The sequence below is a fragment of the Rhodoluna limnophila genome (assembly GCF_005845365.1).
Taxonomy (GTDB): Bacteria; Actinomycetota; Actinomycetes; order Actinomycetales; family Microbacteriaceae; genus Rhodoluna; species Rhodoluna limnophila.
Genome location: NZ_CP040509.1, coordinates 1,171,911 through 1,188,652, shown reverse-complemented (window position 1 = coordinate 1,188,652; position 16,742 = coordinate 1,171,911). Strand labels below are relative to the sequence as shown.

15 protein-coding genes and 1 tRNA gene are annotated in these 16,742 nt (G+C 53.8%); 13 read left to right on the top strand and 3 right to left on the bottom strand.

The genetic code is table 11. The features are described from left to right. Positions 1 to 38: 38 nt before the first annotated feature. Positions 39 to 1,238, bottom strand: coding sequence for a pyridoxal phosphate-dependent aminotransferase (locus FFA38_RS05760; protein ID WP_419247541.1), 1,200 nt, complete (start codon positions 1,236 to 1,238; stop codon positions 39 to 41). A gap of 180 nt (positions 1,239 to 1,418) precedes the next feature. Between FFA38_RS05760 and FFA38_RS05755 the strand changes: the two genes are divergently transcribed. The 8 genes from FFA38_RS05755 (at position 1,419) to FFA38_RS05720 (ending at position 7,633) form a co-directional block, all read left to right on the top strand. Then, a tRNA-Trp gene (locus FFA38_RS05755) sits at positions 1,419 to 1,491 on the top strand. A 48-nt stretch (positions 1,492 to 1,539) separates the two neighbouring features. Continuing rightward, the gene (gene secE / locus FFA38_RS05750; protein ID WP_138275814.1) at positions 1,540 to 1,809 is read left to right on the top strand and encodes a preprotein translocase subunit SecE; all 270 of its coding nucleotides are present in this window, start codon (positions 1,540 to 1,542) and stop codon (positions 1,807 to 1,809) included. Between the two features lie 20 nt (positions 1,810 to 1,829). Then, a complete protein-coding gene (nusG, locus tag FFA38_RS05745) occupies positions 1,830 to 2,672 on the top strand; it encodes a transcription termination/antitermination protein NusG (protein WP_138315830.1) in 843 nt (280 codons plus the stop codon). A 53-nt stretch (positions 2,673 to 2,725) separates the two neighbouring features. Beyond that, the gene (gene rplK / locus FFA38_RS05740) at positions 2,726 to 3,157 is read left to right on the top strand and encodes a 50S ribosomal protein L11 (protein ID WP_138275812.1); all 432 of its coding nucleotides are present in this window, start codon (positions 2,726 to 2,728) and stop codon (positions 3,155 to 3,157) included. A gap of 110 nt (positions 3,158 to 3,267) precedes the next feature. Then, on the top strand, positions 3,268 to 3,969 hold the full coding sequence (gene rplA / locus FFA38_RS05735) for a 50S ribosomal protein L1 (RefSeq protein WP_138275811.1): 702 nt from the start codon (positions 3,268 to 3,270) through the stop codon (positions 3,967 to 3,969). A 174-nt stretch (positions 3,970 to 4,143) separates the two neighbouring features. Next, positions 4,144 to 5,598 carry an aminotransferase class I/II-fold pyridoxal phosphate-dependent enzyme gene (locus FFA38_RS05730; RefSeq protein WP_216641746.1) on the top strand — a complete coding sequence of 485 codons (1,455 nt, stop codon included), beginning with the start codon at positions 4,144 to 4,146 and terminating at the stop codon, positions 5,596 to 5,598. Between the two features lie 6 nt (positions 5,599 to 5,604). Then, on the top strand, positions 5,605 to 6,882 hold the full coding sequence (locus FFA38_RS05725; RefSeq protein WP_138315829.1) for an MFS transporter: 1,278 nt from the start codon (positions 5,605 to 5,607) through the stop codon (positions 6,880 to 6,882). A 10-nt stretch (positions 6,883 to 6,892) separates the two neighbouring features. After that, entirely contained in the window at positions 6,893 to 7,633 is a 741-nt protein-coding gene (locus FFA38_RS05720; RefSeq protein ID WP_138315828.1) for a VIT1/CCC1 transporter family protein, read from the top strand. On the opposite strand, the gene FFA38_RS05715 is transcribed toward FFA38_RS05720, so the two are convergent. Both FFA38_RS05715 and FFA38_RS05710 read right to left on the bottom strand, forming a co-directional pair. Then, complete coding sequence (locus FFA38_RS05715) at positions 7,613 to 11,161, bottom strand: TM0106 family RecB-like putative nuclease (RefSeq protein WP_138315827.1); 3,549 nt, start codon at positions 11,159 to 11,161, stop codon at positions 7,613 to 7,615. The two genes, FFA38_RS05720 and FFA38_RS05715, sit on opposite strands and share 21 nt — an antisense overlap. Beyond that, positions 11,162 to 12,154, bottom strand: coding sequence for a carbohydrate kinase family protein (locus FFA38_RS05710; protein WP_138315826.1), 993 nt, complete (start codon positions 12,152 to 12,154; stop codon positions 11,162 to 11,164). It abuts the gene before it with no gap. Positions 12,155 to 12,185: 31 nt separating this feature from the next. On the opposite strand from FFA38_RS05710, the gene FFA38_RS05705 reads away from it, so the two are divergent. The 5 genes from FFA38_RS05705 to FFA38_RS05685 all read left to right on the top strand — a co-directional run bounded on the left by FFA38_RS05705 (position 12,186) and on the right by FFA38_RS05685 (position 16,585). Then, complete coding sequence (locus tag FFA38_RS05705; protein WP_138315825.1) at positions 12,186 to 13,223, top strand: hypothetical protein; 1,038 nt, start codon at positions 12,186 to 12,188, stop codon at positions 13,221 to 13,223. Beyond that, positions 13,224 to 13,868 (top strand): HAD-IA family hydrolase, encoded by a 645-nt coding sequence (locus FFA38_RS05700; protein ID WP_138275805.1) that lies wholly within the window; start codon positions 13,224 to 13,226, stop codon positions 13,866 to 13,868. 8 nt (positions 13,869 to 13,876) lie between these two features. Then, entirely contained in the window at positions 13,877 to 14,125 is a 249-nt protein-coding gene (locus FFA38_RS05695; protein ID WP_138315824.1) for a glutaredoxin family protein, read from the top strand. A gap of 67 nt (positions 14,126 to 14,192) precedes the next feature. Then, positions 14,193 to 14,840 (top strand): response regulator, encoded by a 648-nt coding sequence (locus FFA38_RS05690; protein WP_138275803.1) that lies wholly within the window; start codon positions 14,193 to 14,195, stop codon positions 14,838 to 14,840. A gap of 2 nt (positions 14,841 to 14,842) precedes the next feature. Continuing rightward, positions 14,843 to 16,585, top strand: coding sequence for a sensor histidine kinase (locus tag FFA38_RS05685; protein WP_138315823.1), 1,743 nt, complete (start codon positions 14,843 to 14,845; stop codon positions 16,583 to 16,585). Positions 16,586 to 16,742: the final 157 nt, after the last annotated feature.

Genomic DNA, 16,742 nt, shown 5'->3' with positions numbered 1-16,742 from the left:
AAGCCCTCCGAAACCGGAGGGCTTTTTTAATTTAAGGCTTAGCTGAACAGCTTCTGTAGGCGCTGGATACCCTCAAGTAGCGGGGCATCACCCAGCGCGTAGCTCAGGCGCACGTAACCAGATGGACCAAAGGCCTCACCCGGAACCAGTGCCACTTCGGCTGCATCAAGGATGTAGTCGCAGAGCTCAAGTGAGGTGTTGATCTGCTTGCCGCCCCATTCGCGACCAAGCAAGCCGGTCACATCTGAGTAAACGTAGAAAGCACCCTGAGGGGTCGGGGCGTTCCAGCCATCAATCTTGTTTAGTTCAGCCACAGCAACCTTGCGGCGGCGGTCAAAAGCGTCGCGCATTGCCAAGACCTCATCCTGAGGCCCGGTCAGTGCAGCCAGTGCTGCCTTCTGCGAAATGTTTGAGACGTTCGAAGACAGGTGTGACTGCAGGTTTCCGGCGGCCTTCATTGCGTCCAGCGGGCCGGCCATCCAGCCCAAACGCCATCCGGTCATTGCGTAGGTTTTTGCTACGCCGTTAACCAGGATGGTGCGGTCAATCAACTCAGGCACTGCTTCGGTGATTGACACTGCCTTCAGGCCGTCATAGGTCAGGTTCTGGTAGATCTCGTCGGTGATAACCCACATGCCGTTTTCGAATGCCCAGCGGCCAATTGCCTCGGTCTCTTCGCGGGTGTAAACCGAGCCGGTTGGGTTTGACGGAGAAACAAATAGTAGGACCTTTGAACGCGGGGTGCGAGCAGCCTCAAGCTGATCAACGGTGACCTTGTAGTTTTGGTCGGCACCGGCAAATACCTCAACCGGAACACCGCCGGCCAAACGAATGGCCTCAGGGTAGGTTGTCCAGAACGGGGTTGGCATCAAGACTTCGTCGCCCGGATCAAGCAGGGTTGCGAATGCCTGGTACACAGCCTGCTTGCCACCGTTGGTCACAACCACCTGAGCGGCTGAGATCTCGGTGCCCGAATCGGTGCGGGTTTTTTGGGCAATAGCCTCGCGCAGGTCTGGCAAACCAATCGCCGGGGTGTATCGGTGATTCTTTGGGTCACGAACCGCGATTGCAGCTGCCTCGACGATGTGCGCCGGGGTGGCAAAGTCTGGCTCACCAGCAGCATAAGAGATTACCGGGCGGCCGGCAGCCTGAAGTGATTTGGCCTTTGCATCAACTTTTAGAGTCGCTGATTCAGCGATTGATCCGATGCGCTTTGAGATTCTTGGGAAGTCATTCACGCTGTAAAGCCTACTAAAGGTGCAAAACGGGCTTTGCATTAAGTAGCGCCTAGGTCTAAACTCTTTAGAGGTAGTTTGACAACTTCTGAAGCCTAATCTGGCAAATTAATCATTTCTAAGATTCCAATCTAGAAGTGTGCTTTTTGACAGTTCGGTTAGAAGTCAAGAACTAACCCGTAAAGGGTGGTGGCTCAATTGGTAGAGCATCGGTCTCCAAAACCGAGGGTTGCAGGTTCGAGTCCTGTCCGCCCTGCTAGAAGTAGTTGATCGAAACTTCGGTTTCAAGAAGAAGGAATGTCTCATGGCAGATGAGCTAGAACAGGTCTCAGAAGACCTAGTTGAGCGCGCGAAGGCTGATAAGGCCTCAAAGCGCAACGTCTTCGGTCGCACCCTTCTGTTCTTCAAGCAGGTCGTTGGTGAGCTAAACAAGGTCACCAAGCCAACCTTTGCTGAACTTCGCAACTACACCGCAGTTGTATTGGCTTTCGTAGTCGTCGTAATGGCAATCATTTCGCTGTTCGACTGGCTTTTCTACCAGGGTGTTGTCTTCGTCTTCACCCCAACCGCTTAAGTAAGTAAGGACACACCACATTGAGTGATTCAGAACGCACCGAACTAGAGGCTATTGCCGAGGTTCAGGACGTTGCTGCTGAGCAGATCATTGCTGAAGCAGATGCCGACCTTGCCGACTTGGCTCAAGACGCTGCGGCAGAGCTAGAGCAAGACCTAGAACTCGAAGAGGCAATTGCCGAGGTTCAGGCTGAGACTGCTGAGATTTCAGACATGGAAGAAGAAGGCTCACCGGTTGACCCTTACGCCGAGTTCCGTGCCGAGCTTCGCCGCCAGCCAGGCAAGTGGTACGTAATCCACTCATACGCAGGTTACGAAAAGCGCGTTAAGCAGAACATCGAGAACCGCAAGCTTGCTCTTGAGGGCGGCGACGACATCTTCCAGATCGAAGTTCCAATGGAAGACTCGATCGAAATCAAGAACGGTCAGCGCAAGCTGGTCACCAAGGTTCGCATCCCTGGCTACGTACTTATCCGCATGGAAATGAACGAAGAGTCATGGTCATTGGTTCGCCACACTCCAGCTGTTACCGGCTTCGTTGGCAACTCACAGAACCCAACCCCACTTCGCCCAGATGAGGCCTTCAACATGTTGAAGACCCTTTACGTTCTTCCTGAAGAAGCAGAAGCCAAGGCAGCTGCCAAGGGTGGCGTTGCAGTCAAGGGCAAGGCAAAGGCTGTTCCAATCAACGTCAACTTCAAGGTTGGCGAGAGCATCATGATCAAGGATGGCTCGTTCGCAGGTCTACCTGGAACCATCTCAGAGATCAAGCCTGAAAGCGGCAAGCTAACCGTTCTAGTTTCACTCTTCGAGCGTGAGACCCCAGTTGAGCTTGGCTTCGAGCAGGTTGGCCCACTGGCCTAACCGCCCACAAAAGTTTTAAACAGTTTCCAAACCAATACAAAAGGAAAATCAAAATGGCACCGAAGAAAAAGATCACCGGCATGATCAAGCTTCAGATCAACGCGGGCGCTGCTAACCCAGCTCCTCCGATTGGTCCAGCACTTGGCCAGCACGGTGTGAACATCATGGAATTCTGCACCCAGTACAACAACGCAACTGCAGACCAGAAGGGCAACGTAATCCCGGTTGAAATTACCGTTTACGAAGACCGTTCATTCACCTTCGTTCTAAAGACCCCACCAGCAGCTGAGCTAATCAAGAAGGCAGCTGGCGTAGCAAAGGGTTCAGCAACTCCTCACACCGTGAAGGTTGCAACCCTGTCAAAGGACGCTCTTTACAAGATTGCTGAGCAGAAGATGGCTGACCTAAACGCCAACGATGTTGACGCAGCTGCAAAGATCATCGCTGGTACTGCCCGCTCAATGGGAATCACCACCGAAGCTTAAGTAACACCCGCCCATCCGGGCACCGCTCATTAGAGCAAAACCAAGAAGTCGTGGGAGTATCGCGCGCGATACGTTGACCACAACTGTGACCAAAGAAAAGGAACAACAGCATGGCAAAGCGCTCAAAGGCTTATGTAGCCGCAGCAGCTCTTATCGAAGAGGGCAAGTTTTACACCCCAGCCGAGGCAGTAACTCTTATCAAAGAGACTGGCTCAAAGAAGTTTGATTCAACCGTTGAGGTTGCATTGAAGCTTGGCGTTGACCCTCGCAAGGCCGACCAGATGATCCGTGGAACTGTTTCACTTCCACACGGAACTGGTAAGACCGCCCGCGTTATCGTGTTTGCAACTGGTGCCGCAGCTGACGCTGCAGTTGCAGCTGGCGCTGACGAGGTTGGTGGCGACGAGCTAATCGAGAAGGTAGCCGCAGGCTGGACCGACTTCGACTCTGCAGTATCAACCCCAGAACTAATGGGTAAGGTTGGTCGCCTAGGTAAGGTGCTTGGTCCTCGTAACCTAATGCCAAACCCTAAGACCGGTACCGTAACCCCAGACGTTGCAAAGGCTGTTAAGGACATCAAGGGTGGTCGTATCGACTTCCGCGTTGACAAGCAGGCAAACCTTCACTTCGTAATTGGTAAGGCATCTTTCACCAAGGAGCAGCTAGGCGAGAACCTAGCAGCAGCACTTGACGAAGTTCTTCGTTTGAAGCCTTCATCATCAAAGGGCCGCTACCTAATCAAGGCTGCGGTTTCAACCACTTTCGGTCCTGGCATCTTGCTAGACACCAACGTGACCAAGGTTGAGTTCTAAGCCAAAGGTTTAACCAAAAAGTACTTCCGATGAGGGGATCAGGTCGAAAGACCTGGTCCCTTTCTCATCGCCGTTGCTAATCGGTGCCTAATCAGACATCGGTGTTCAACAAAAGATATACCCAAATTCACACACATTCATTAGGCTGTTAGCCGACTACCGAAAGGCGGGATATTGCCTCAGCACGCGTTTGGCGCAGCCACACTCCTCGATACGAAAGACCCAATGGGTTTGCGCTCTAGCGCACCCCTACTAGATGCCTGGATTCGAGATATGGAGACCGACCGGTCCCCGTTCCAAATTCCTGGCCACAAGGGCCGCACCGATCTAACCGGCGCGATCGTCGATGGCGACATTCCCGTACTACCTGGCAATCACCCGCACCGCATTTCACCCTCGCTGATTCTCAAGGCCGAGGCCATGGCTGCCGAGCTTTGGGGTGCCTCTCTCTGCCGATTTGGCGTTAACGGCTCATCGGGCTCAAACCACGCCGCAGTAATGGCCGTGGCTAGCCCTGGCGACAAAGTCATTGTTTCTCGCACCCTGCACAAGTCCGTCTTGGTCGGTTTGGTTTACGCTGGCGTGATTCCGGTTTGGATTCGCCCAGAGATCAACCCGGCCACCGGCTTGCCTGAGTACTTGCCATCGAGCCGCTTGGCCGAGACACTGGCAAAGCACCCTGATGCCAAAGCCGTTTTGATTGGTGAGCCTTCATACGTGGGCACCATGTCAAACATTCCACGCCTGTCAAAGGTGTGTCACGAGCACGGCATTCCGCTTGTGGTTGACGCTGCATGGGCTGCCCACTACGGGTTTCACCCAGAGCTGCCAAACCACCCGTTGGCCGAAGGCGCCGACATCGTGGTGACCTCAGCCCACAAGACTCTGCCGTCTTACTCGCAGGCGTCTTTTGTGCTGGTTCGCGATGAGTATGTTGACTTGGCTCGATTCAACAAGATGTTTGATTCAACCCAAACCACATCGATGTCTGGCCGCATCTTGGCCTCAATCGATGCTGCCCGAGCCTTGCTCGAGCGCCATGGCGAAGAGTTGATTGGTCCGGTTATCGAGGCCACCGAGCGCGGCCGTGCCACTCTAACCGCAGCCGGTATCGACGTAATTGACGGTGAATACATCGACCCACTCAAGCTGGTCATCATGCTTTCCGGCTGTGGTTCAGACGGCACTAAGGTTGAGGCTGACCTCCTGGCCGCAAACATCGATGTTGAAATGGCTAACCGCGACATCATCATTCCGATGATCACGTTTGCCGACACCCCAGACCGCATCAACGACTTGGTCACGCGGATTATCGAATCGGTTAACCGTCACCGCGGTGAGGTGCGCCCAATCGAAATTCTGCCGGCTTTCTCTATTGAGCCAGAAGTTGTGGTTACCCCTCGTGAAGCATTCTTCTCGAGCTACGAAGTGGTTGATGCCAAGGAAGCTGTGGGTAGAGTCTCGGCTGAGATGATTTGCCCTTACCCACCGGGTGTGCCGGTCTTGTCTCCGGGTGAGCGCATCACCGAGGCTGCACTTGGCGCCTTGTTTCAGGCAAGGGACATGGGTGTGCGAATTGCTTTTGTTGCTGACCCGACTCTACAGACCCTAAAAGTTCTGCCAGAGTAAGCCGCAATGACATTTACAAGTGAAGAATTTCCGGGCTGGAAGAAGCGCGTAGCCATCTTTATGACCGGCCAAACGGTATCGATGTTTGGTTCTTTCTTGGTGCAGTACGCCATCATGTGGCACCTGACCTTGACCACAAAATCTGGTTTGGTTTTGGCCCTTGCCGCTATTTTTGGGTTCTTGCCGCAGGCCATTGTGTCAATCTTTGCTGGGGTGTGGGCCGACCGAGTAAACCGCCGCAAGATGATCATGATCTCTGACTCGACCATCGCGCTTTCAACACTTGGGCTGGCTTTGCTCATGCTCTCGGGTATTGATGACCTGTGGCTGATTTACTTAGTGATGGCCGTTAGGTCGGTGGGTGCCGGTGTTCAGATGCCGGCAGTCTCGGCCCTGCTGCCGCAGATTGTGCCTTCGGATAAATTGATGCGCATCAACGGAATCAATAGCAGTCTTCAGTCGGCCTTGGGTCTGTTGGCTCCGGTCGCTGCAGCCGCGGTTTACTCAACAATGTCAATCGTGCCAATTTTCTTCATCGATGTTGTGACTGCGATTATTGGCGTGGGCTTGTTGGCTACGATTTCGGTGCCAACTCTTGAGCGCGCTGCCAGCGATGAAAAACCCTCGTATTTTGCCGACCTAAAAGATGGCCTGAATTACATCTTTACCCACGATCTAGTGCGCTGGGTGATGGGTGTTTTTGCGGTCGTATTCTTGCTGACCGTGGCGCCGTCGAATCTTTCACCGCTGTTTATTGTTCGCAATTTCGGCTCTGAAGTCTGGAAGCTGACTGTCGGGGAGATCGCTTTCAGCGTGGGAATGGCTTTGGGCGGTGCCTTGCTTGCGGTGTTTGCCAACAAAGTCAATCGCATTGGCATGATTATCGGTACATCGGTGTTCTTTGGTCTGCTATCGGTGGCCATGGGGTTCACCACCAACCTGATTGTCTTCTACATTTTGTTCTTCATCATCGGCTTGGCTGTGCCATCTTTCTTTACCTCGGCTATGACCTTGCTTCAAGAGACCGTAGAGCCTGAGCGCCAGGGGCGAGTTTTTGGGTTTGTCGGCATTGTGATTTCGGTGGCCATGCCAATCGGAATGGCTGTGCTTGGACCTTTGGCCGATGTGTATCCGGTTGAATCTCTGATGATTGTTTCGGGCCTGGCTATGGTGGTTTTTGCCCTCGCTGCGGTGCTGTTGCCAGCTGGTCGTAAGGCGGTTGCGGCGGCCCAAAAGTCCAGCGCTCAGGCGGCCAATACCGAGGCTACGCCTGCTTCAGAATAAGATTCTAGTTATGAACGACCTGAGCTACAGCGCTAATCACGTGCGGACCACCGACCCGCACGACTATGACCACAGCCACCCAGACATCTCTGGCGGATGGCTGCGCGCTGCAGTATTTGGCGCCATGGACGGTTTGGTTTCAAACATCGCATTGATTGCCGGTATCGGTGCTGCCGGTGCCTCGGCACCGATTATCGTGGTCACCGGTGTTGCCGGTTTGGTGGCGGGTGCGTTCTCGATGGCGCTGGGCGAGTATGCATCAGTAAAGACTTCAAATGAGCAGGTCCACTCAGAGCTTGCCGTGGAGATTGAAGCGCATAAGCGGAACCCCGAGGGCGAAGTTCACGAGCTGGCACGCCACTTTAGTGACATGGGCATGACCGAGGCCACTGCAGCGGTTGCAGCGCGTGAGGTTCACGAAAACGCTGATGTTGCTGCTCGCGTGCACATCACCCAAGAGCTTGGAATTGACCCACACTCAAACCCGTCTCCGTGGGTGGCTGCATTCTCATCATTTGCCATGTTCGGTATCGGTGCAGCTGTGCCACTGATTCCTTACATTCTTGGCTTTGATTCACTAATTGCCGGACTAGCAATCGGTGCTGTTGGCCTACTTATTGCCGGTGGTATCGCAGCAAAGTTCACCCGTAAATCATGGATCACCAGCGCATTGCGCCAACTGATGTTTGGCGGCATTGCGGTTGGCGCTACCTACCTAGTTGGACTCTTGCTAGGCGTTAGCGAACTCTAGCAAGCCGGCCAGGCGGCTAACGCACTTTACGTCTTCAACGCTGTTGAATTTGGTGCGCAATAGCGCCGGCGAATACACCAGATAGCTGTTGGTTTTGGCGCGCGAAAGTGCCACGTTCAACCGGTTTCGATCCAGCAAAAACTCGAGTCCGCGCGGGGCATCCTCGGCGCTCGATGCAGCCAAACTGACAATTACAGCCATGGCCTCGCGCCCCTGAAACTTATCAACCGTGCCGACCTCAACCTGATTTAGACCAGCCTGATCTAGCGCGTGCCTAATTGCATCAACCTGTGCGTTGTATGGAGCGACCACCAAAATCTCAGACTGTTCAACCCGCTCAAGCAGCTGCTGGCACTGTTGCAAAACCACAGCAACCTCCTCGGCCGAGTGACTGATGTTGCCAATGTGCTCAACCGGCAGCAAGGTTAGCCCTGGCTCAAGGCCATCAATCCGTTGGTTGGCCGCCGCCTCAAATGAGTGCAGCCGACCCTGATACGAAAGCCAAGAAACCGGCTGATTAACGGCCGGATGCATGCGGCGAGTGACCTCGACAAAATAGCCCTGCTCTGAAGGCAAAATTGCGTGGTCACCCATGTAGTGCCCAAGGGCTGAGTTTTCAACTCCACCCGGATGAATTGCCTGCACCACCTGGGTCAGTTGCCGAGGGTCGCCCAACAGAATCATGTTGTCAGAGCCCTGGGCCACCGCAATTGCATCCACCATTGCAAATTGGGCTGCCTCATCGATAAAGATGTAGTCAAAACGCGAGGCCAAAAGTTGCGGGTTTGAAAAGGTCCAGGCTGTGCCGCCAACCACGTAACCGCTGGTTTGTTTGGCACGCCACTCGGCATTCTTAGTGGCGTTGGCTGGCTTGAACCATGGCTTTGGTGTGCGGTCGCCAGATTTTGCCGGCTTGGCAATTTGCTCTGACGGAACACCGGCATCGATGCAGCCCATCAAAAGGTTCTCAACAGCCGAGTGAGAGTTAGCCACCACTGCCACGCGTTTTCCGGTGGCAACTAGGTGGGCAATTGTGCGTGAGCCCAAGTAGGTTTTGCCTGAGCCCGGAGGTCCCTGAATTGCCAGCACCGATTTCTTGAGGCGGCTGACGGTGTCTATTACAGCCGGAAGGTAATCGCCATTGACAACCGGCGCTACTCCGCGGCCATCGGTGGTTTGCGGTGGCCGGCGCATTAGCAAATCTATTGCGGCAAATCCGAGTGGAGCCTCATTCAGTGGCGAAATCCACTCGGCTGCTAGGGCAAGAGCGTGGTCGCGAACTGAGTCATTTTTTACACCGGCCGCGATGAAGTCATTGGCCCATATGGCATTTGGTACGAACTTCATGTTTTGAACTTTGCCTGACCGCGCAAATCTAATTCGGTCCTCGTCGACCTCCAGCAAAGTTCCGAAATCGCGCTCTTGTTGGTTTGAGCCAAAGTCGTAGCGAACAAAGATTTTATCGCCGGGCTTTAGGTGAACTACTTGACCGGGTTCGAGCTGATAGGTGTACTCAACCTTGATAGTGGCCTGTGGGTCACGGGTTTCAAAGATGGCGTCAGTCTCAAATTGCTGGCACCCCAAGACCACAAGCGCTTTGCGATCTTTAGCAAGCGTCTCGTAGGGAGCCTCTAGGCGCAGGTGATTTTCTCTCCAAAAGACCACTTCTTCACGCTTGTAGTAAAGCACTGAGTGAACCAGCGCTTGCCAAACCGTTGCCCGATAATCGGCTTCTTCAGACTCACCGTAGTTGAAGGTTTCGAGAGCCGCGGCCATGTGCTTGGTAGCGCGCTGCAACTCAAGAAGCGCAAGCTCGGCTTTATTTACAGAGCCTTCATCTGCGTTGGCCTCAGCTGCGCGCTCAGATTTTTTTCTATCGACGGCCATTCGGTGCTGCTGGTATCGAGTACCTGCTTCAGGCATTCCGGCCAGCCACTCATATAGCTCCAGCGTAGAGATGCAGTCATCCTCGTTGTAGTCTGCGATGTTCTGCAGGAGCTGGTCGGCCTCAGGTGCGGCCTCAACAATCGCGCGTCGATAGTTGTCATATTCCTCGATGCTCGAGGCGGCATCGGCAACCTCTCCGTCGCGGCCAAAACCGTAAAGCGGTTCAAGTTTCTTGATCGAGTAGCTTGGTTGGCTGACCATGATTGAACCCTTGACCACTTTATAAAGGTCGATGAGTTTGCCTTCGGTAATTAGCCAATCAACCTCGGCCTCCATCAATCCGTGCCGGGTTGCCAAACGGTTAAGGGCAGAAACCTCATAGGGGGCATAGTGATAAATGTGAGCGGTTGGGTCTGCTTGCAGGCGGTCGTAGGCAAACTTTACAAAGCCCGCAAAAGCAACTGCCTCTTGGTTGCGATCATGGGCAAACCACGAGTGAAACTTTTTGTCACGGGTGACTGCACCAAATAGATACTCGAGCCCACCCTTTTCTTCAAAGTATGGAAAACCCTCCATGTCAAAGAAAATATCGTTTGCCGAGGCAGGGGGCAACACGGCAATTTCAGGGTCCTCAACCACAATGTGTCGGTGCTCACCGGTTTGGTTGTAGCCAACCTGAAGGTTGGCCTGCTGGCGAAGCTTGTCAAAGGTCAATCCAATAAAATCACTTGGGCGCTGGGCATCGGTGGCACCTGCCAGCTGCGTCATTGTGCTGATGCCAGCAGTGCGCAGCTTTTCAATTTGGCTCTTGTTGATTCCGGCAACTTGAACCAAGTGGTCTAGGTCTTTGCGGTTTTGGGCACATAGGCCCGGATACTCGCAGATCTTGCAGGTACTCTCTGACTCACAGTGCAGACTGAGGTTCTCAAGTTCAAATTCCGTCAGCTGACCAGCCGCAACCTTGGTAAAGGCGGCCTCGAGAACAGCCCGAGCTCGCCGCATTGCCGGGACAATTTCTGACTCCTCAAAAACCTCGGTGGTGCGGCTGCCCAAAATCAATCCGTGTAGGCCACCCTCGGCCTTCAGGCCAAGCGCCTCTAGGGCGTCAACATAAATTGCCACCTGCAGCAGATAGTGCGGTTTTGCAGAGCGGGCCAGTTTTGCATCCCACGCCAAATACCCACCGATGCCGGCTAGGTCCGGATTCTGTTTGGCAGTGAGGCGACCGTCCACAAATTCGAGCTCATAGTCAGCCCGGACCAGAAAGTCTGGCCGGCCCCGAAATTCTGAAAGCCCTGATCGGTGCTGAAGTTCACCCTGATAGATGACCGGAACACCCGCCTGCATGAGGGCCACGGTTTCGGCAAATTTGTCGCTGCCCTCTGGCCTTTGAAAGTCATCTTCGCCAAGGTGCTCGCGAAGCTCACTCTCGATCTCGGCCTCAAATTTATCGCCGTAGCGCATGGCCAAGTTCTTCTCAGTCTGCACGTATGGCTCAACCAGCTCGGCAACACCGGCAAGCTTCAGCTCACGGGCAACGGCCAGCCGCACGCAGTGATCACAGGTGGCGGCTCGCATGAGGTCGCGAGTGTTAAAAGCCCAAACTGGTTCACCGGTTTGAAGCTTTGAAATTACATACATTTAGTTGATTGACGCCAAAACTTCGTTGAGGTCGGCCAGGGTTGGTGGCTCGGCTCCCGCGCGCTCGCAGGTGATCGAGGCCGCAATGCCTGCGTTGTAAACAAACTCGCGCAAGACTTCATCGCTTAGGTTCTGCAGGCGGTCAAACGGGTCGGTACCCAAAGCATCAACGTCTGAGAGCTGGCCTAGGAGGTTTGCGCAGAAGGTATCTCCGGCACCTACAGTGTCAACCACATTGATTTTGCGAGATGGCACATCAAAGCGAATCTTGCTGCCATCGGCGCCAAGGCGATAGGTTGAGACTCCGTCGCCGCCGCGGGTGATGAATACGTGGCGGCCGGAATCGCCGATCCACTTCCAGACAATTTTGTCGATGTCTGTGCCAGGTTCTAGGTCGTAAAGCCATTCGATGTCTTCATCTGAGGCCTTGATCACGTGTGAAATGTCGTTGATGCGCTCAACGCGAAGACGCTCGTGGTTGCGCTCAAATCCGAGGGCCGGACGCATGTTGATGTCGTGGCTGATGGTGACTGACTTCTGCTTGAAGTGCTCGCGGGCCCAGTCTTCGATGACCAAGTTGCCCGGCCCCATAGCCATTCCGAGGCAGCCAAACTGAATTGCGGTGGCGTGCAGGTTGTCCAGGTCGGCATCAGTTGGCAACTCCTGAGGGGTCCAACCCCAGTCAGCGGTGCCGTTTACGTAAAAAGAGTAAGAAGGCACACCATGTGAGTCGATCGATACTGTGACCAGAGTGGTCTGTTCGTCAGCGCTGATGGCATGATCAAGACCCACGTGGTTGGCCTCTAGCTTTGCCCGGATTAGCTTGCCGAAACCATCTTTAGAGAGGCGGGCAAGAAACTGCTGCGGGGTGCCACGGCGGGCCAAGGCGATAGACACATTGGCGTTTGCGCCACCAACAATGGCGTTGAATGCGCCTGGCTGGTAACGGTTTTCAATTAGGTCAATGAGGGCTTCGCCGATAACAAGGATCATAAAAAAAGTTTAGAGGGCTAGAGTGATGGATATGAGAAAAATACCTCTTGAGAACCGCGCTGTTGCACTACCGTTACTGGGCCTAGTAATTGCCTGGGCGCTATTCATGGGGGCCGGTTACGCCGACCTGTACAACTCAACTTCTTACTACTACGGAGAAACCCCGGAGCCGGAGACATTCAAGGTTTCGGTTTACCTAAACTTCTTGGGCATCACCATTGGCTCACTGGCCTCACTGTTTGGTCAGACCTGGGCAATCAAGGCTCGCCACACTCTTGGTGAAGACCACAAGATGGCCCGGGCTGCTCACCGATTCACCAACCTTGCGGTAATCATTTCGCTAGCTATCGGTGCAATTTTTGCCATCAGCACATTCCTGAGCTCGTTCAACAGTTACTACGGTCAAGGTTCTGATGTATTCATTCACTTCTTGAATGTGTACCTTCCAATCTTCTTGGCAACCGCCTTGGTGATTACCGTGTTGCTGCGTGCCTTCGTGTTCCGCGTTGACACCATCGAAACTAATGAAGAGGGCAAGCCAAAAATGTCTGAGGCGCAAAAGGCACTTGGTCTTGGCTACGCAGTGCCAATCTTGGCTGCTGCTTTTGCAATGATCTTTGGCCTCGTGGTTTATCAGGTAACCCGCACCGACCTTCAGGTTTGGGTTTGGGTAATCATTCAGTTGATCATTGCACTGGGCATTATTGCCGGTACCCGCTTCTCATCTAAAGCCCGCTTGGCTAAGACCGCCGAGGCCCCGAAGCCGCGCAAGGCACTGGCTGCGGCAGGTGCAGCAAACCTAAACTTTGTGCTTTCAATTGTTTTTGGTGCCGTAGTTTCAGTAATGGCCTTCACCTTTGGTCAGATGGCAATTCAAAAGCTGCAGGAGTGGCCTGAAGTTCCGGTGGACTGCAAAGACACAGAGTGCTACGTTCAGCCGTCTATTTCTGCGCCTTCCATTGAGTGGTTGTTTGAAGACCTATTGCCAGCCAAGGTGCTTTTGGTGCTCGCTGTGGTGGGTATCTACCTAACCATCACTGAGCGCAACCGCGAGAAGAAGCAGGCTTAGTTGAAGTTTTCGGCATCGGGGCTGCTTTTTGACAACGATGGCGTTTTGGTTGACTCACACGATGCAGCAATAGCCGCTTGGGCAACTTGGTCTAGCGAGTACGCGCCGGATTGGGACTGGAATACCTCTGAGAACGCGGGAGTGCGGGCGGAGGACCAGGTTCGCGAGCGCGTAGCCCCGGAGTTGTTTGAAGAGGCCAATAACCGCATTAACCAGCTAGAGCAAGACACTGCCGGGCAAACCGTTGCTCTTGGCGGGGCCTTTGAACTGCTGCACTCATTGCGCCCGGGAATCTGGACCGTGTGCACCTCGGCGAACGGAAATCTAGGTCGGGCCAGGCTTGAGGCCGCCGGCCTGCCGGTGCCAGCTGAATTGGTGAGCGCGAGCGATGTAAAGCGCGGCAAGCCTTTTCCAGATCCGTACTTGCTTGGCGCCGAGCGACTTGGTTTTAACATCCATGACTGCGTGGTTTTTGAAGACGCGATTGCCGGTGTTCAGGCTGCGATTGAGGCCGAGGCCGGTTTGATTATCGGGGTCTCTGAGCGCGCTTTGCTGAGCGATGCTGACATAGTGGTGCGCGACCTATCGGGAATAACCTTTGACGGCGAAACTCTTGTTATTCCAGACAACAATCGATTGAGATAGAGGACAACATGGCTCAAGTTACTTATTACGGCGCTGACTGGTGCGTTGATTGCCGCCGTTCAAAGGCCTTGCTAAACAAACTTGAGGTTGCCTATGACGTCAAGGATGTCTCTGAGAGCGCCGAAGTCGCTGCCGAGGCAGAGCGTATTTCAGGCCGCAAAAACATCCCGGTAATTCTGTTTGAAGATGGCCACTTCATGGTCGAGCCGAGTGACGCAGATTTGCAATCAGCGCTCGCCGAAAGAAATCTGATTTAGTCTTAAGTTCTAATTCGGGTCAAAGTTACTTTGGCTCGAGGGTTTAGATCATCAGATTTGGGGCAATGTGTTTAATCGGAACGTAGTCATCGTCGAAGACGAGGCACTGCTGCGCGACCTAGTTGCAAAGTCACTAGAGACCGCCGGTTTTAATGTTGCTGTTGCCGCAAATGCCGCCGAGGCCAAAAAGGTTTTTCAAGAGTTTGACCCTGATGCAGTGGTGCTCGACATTGAGCTTGGTGCAGGGCCTAACGGCTTTGACTTTGCGCAGTGGATTCAGGCCACCGCCCCCGATGTCGGCATCGTATTTTTGACCAACCTGCCTGACGCTCGTTTTGCTGGACAGGACCCAAGCGAGCTACCTAAGGGTGTTTCTTACCTTCGCAAGTCTCAGCTAATCGACTCAAACGAGTTGGTCAACGCACTAGAGGCTGTGCTGCATGACTCGGTCACGCCACTGATGCGCCACGACCTAAACCCTTCGCGTCCACTGGGAACCCTTTCTAAAAAACAGATTGAAGTGCTGCAGTTGATTGCTGCCGGTTACTCGAATGCTCAGATTGCCGAGAAGCGCGCAACCTCTATCCGTGCCGTTGAAGGCATTGTGTCGCGAGTGTTTATTGCCTTGGGTGTAGACATCGATGCCGGTGGCAACGCCCGCGTTGAAGCTGCTGCCAAGTACCTCAAAGCATCAGGGACTTCGATCGGCGAGTAGCCATGCCGAGCAAATTTCAGACTCCGCGGATTAGTGTCCGTGAGGCGTTTTATAACGCGGCCGGTCCGGTTGCGCTGAGTAATCGAAACCTACTTCAGTTTGCAATTCCGTCATACGCGCTGATCTTGATTAGTAACCCTGGCCGCTTAGGTGGCTCATTTCTAGAGTGGTTCTTTATTGCCACCGGAGCCTACTTTGCCACTGTGGCTGTGCTGATTTTGGCCCGTGAAACGGTTTTGGCTGGGCCAGATCGTGGCTCTAGGCCACTGCTAACCACTCTGGCGTTGTTGCTTGCCGGCTTTGCCCGTGGTTTTGCGGTTTGGGGCGTTGGTTCGGCATTTGAGCTAATTTCACCGACTGAGCTGCTTTACCGGCTCTATGCAGGGCCGTTCTTTGTTTTTGGTGCGGTAGCCACACTGGCAATTTATAACGCGTCAAAAGACCGCCACGATGTTGTTATTGCCGACCTAGAGCAGCAAAAGGCTGCCCTGGATTCAATGCGCAAAAACATGCACGGGCAGGTGGCTCAACAACAGGCAGAGCTTTTGGCTAAAGCCCAGGAGATTTTGATTCCAGTGGTTGACCAACTTCGTCGAGGCTTAAGAAGCCAAGATCTCTCAAAGCTTGCGCCAAAACTCCGAGACACCATTGAGGACGTAGTCCGCCCGCTGAGTCACGAGATTGGTCGCGCAACTTCTGCCACAGAGGCGGCGCTCGAGAATGCTTCCAAGGGCTTTGCGGTTAGGTCTCGAGGGCGATTCCCGACCAAGGTCTCAGTCGGTCAAATGGTCGTGCCTTCGCTAACCACGTTTGGTTCGGCTTCGGTTACCCTTACCGTTCCGGCCACCATCACCAACGGTTGGCCTATGTACACGGCAGTTATCGCGGTGCTGCTCTGCTGGCTGGTTACGCGGGCCGCGCAAAAGCTGCTGCGCAACTGGTGGGTCTCGCCGATTGCAGCCTCATTTGCTGTAGCCGCTGTGATGGCCTTGACCACGATCATTACTGGCCTGACACTAAACCTGGTCGGGCTCGCAGTTACCAGCGTCACCCTGATGCAGTACCTAACCATGCTGTTGTTGCTGGCTCTGCTGGGCTTTGCTATGCAAATTGCCCGAACCCAGCGCCATGACGCAGAGGTTCAGATGGCCAAGGTGCTGGGCGAGTTATCGGTGTTGACGGCGCAGTTTAGGCAAGAGCTTTGGCTCAACCGCCGCCGAGTTGCCTCTGTGATTCACGGGCCAATTCAATCAGCGCTGTATGCATCTGCCATCAGATTGAGCCAAGAGCAAGTCAAGTCAGCTGCCTACATCGAGGCAATCGAGGCAGACATCGTGGGGGCTCTAAAGAAACTTGAGACCATTGAAGAGCAAGAGTCTTTTGACGAGGTTTTGAACCAGATTAAGACGATGTGGGACGGCGTGATTGAGCTGAACCTGCCGCCGCTAAACACCGATTGGGCTGATCGGGTGCGTGAAAACCCAGTTGCTACGGCTTGTTTTACCAGCGTGATTCGCGAGTCGGTGAGCAACGCAGCCAAACATGGTAAGGCCACCAAGGTTTGGGTTGAGGTTGAGCAAACTGAAGAGCACATTCTGCAATTGAAGATTGTGAACAACGGTGTTGCCCTTGAAAACACCTTGGTGCCGGGCTTTGGTTCATCAATTCTTGATGAGGTTTCGCTGGGTTGGCGCCTCTACAACACCGATAACGGCGCGACTTTAGAGATCAAAGTGCCAATCTAGGTTTTGCTCTAGCCAAAACGCAAACCTTCAAGTAGTCTAAGAACGTTACGAATTCGTGACAGTAGTCGTTTGCAGTACATCATTTGAATCATGTGGCCACCTAAGTGCCACCTCTGAGATGTACCAGTCTTTTCCTCTAAATGAGAATCCGCCGTAT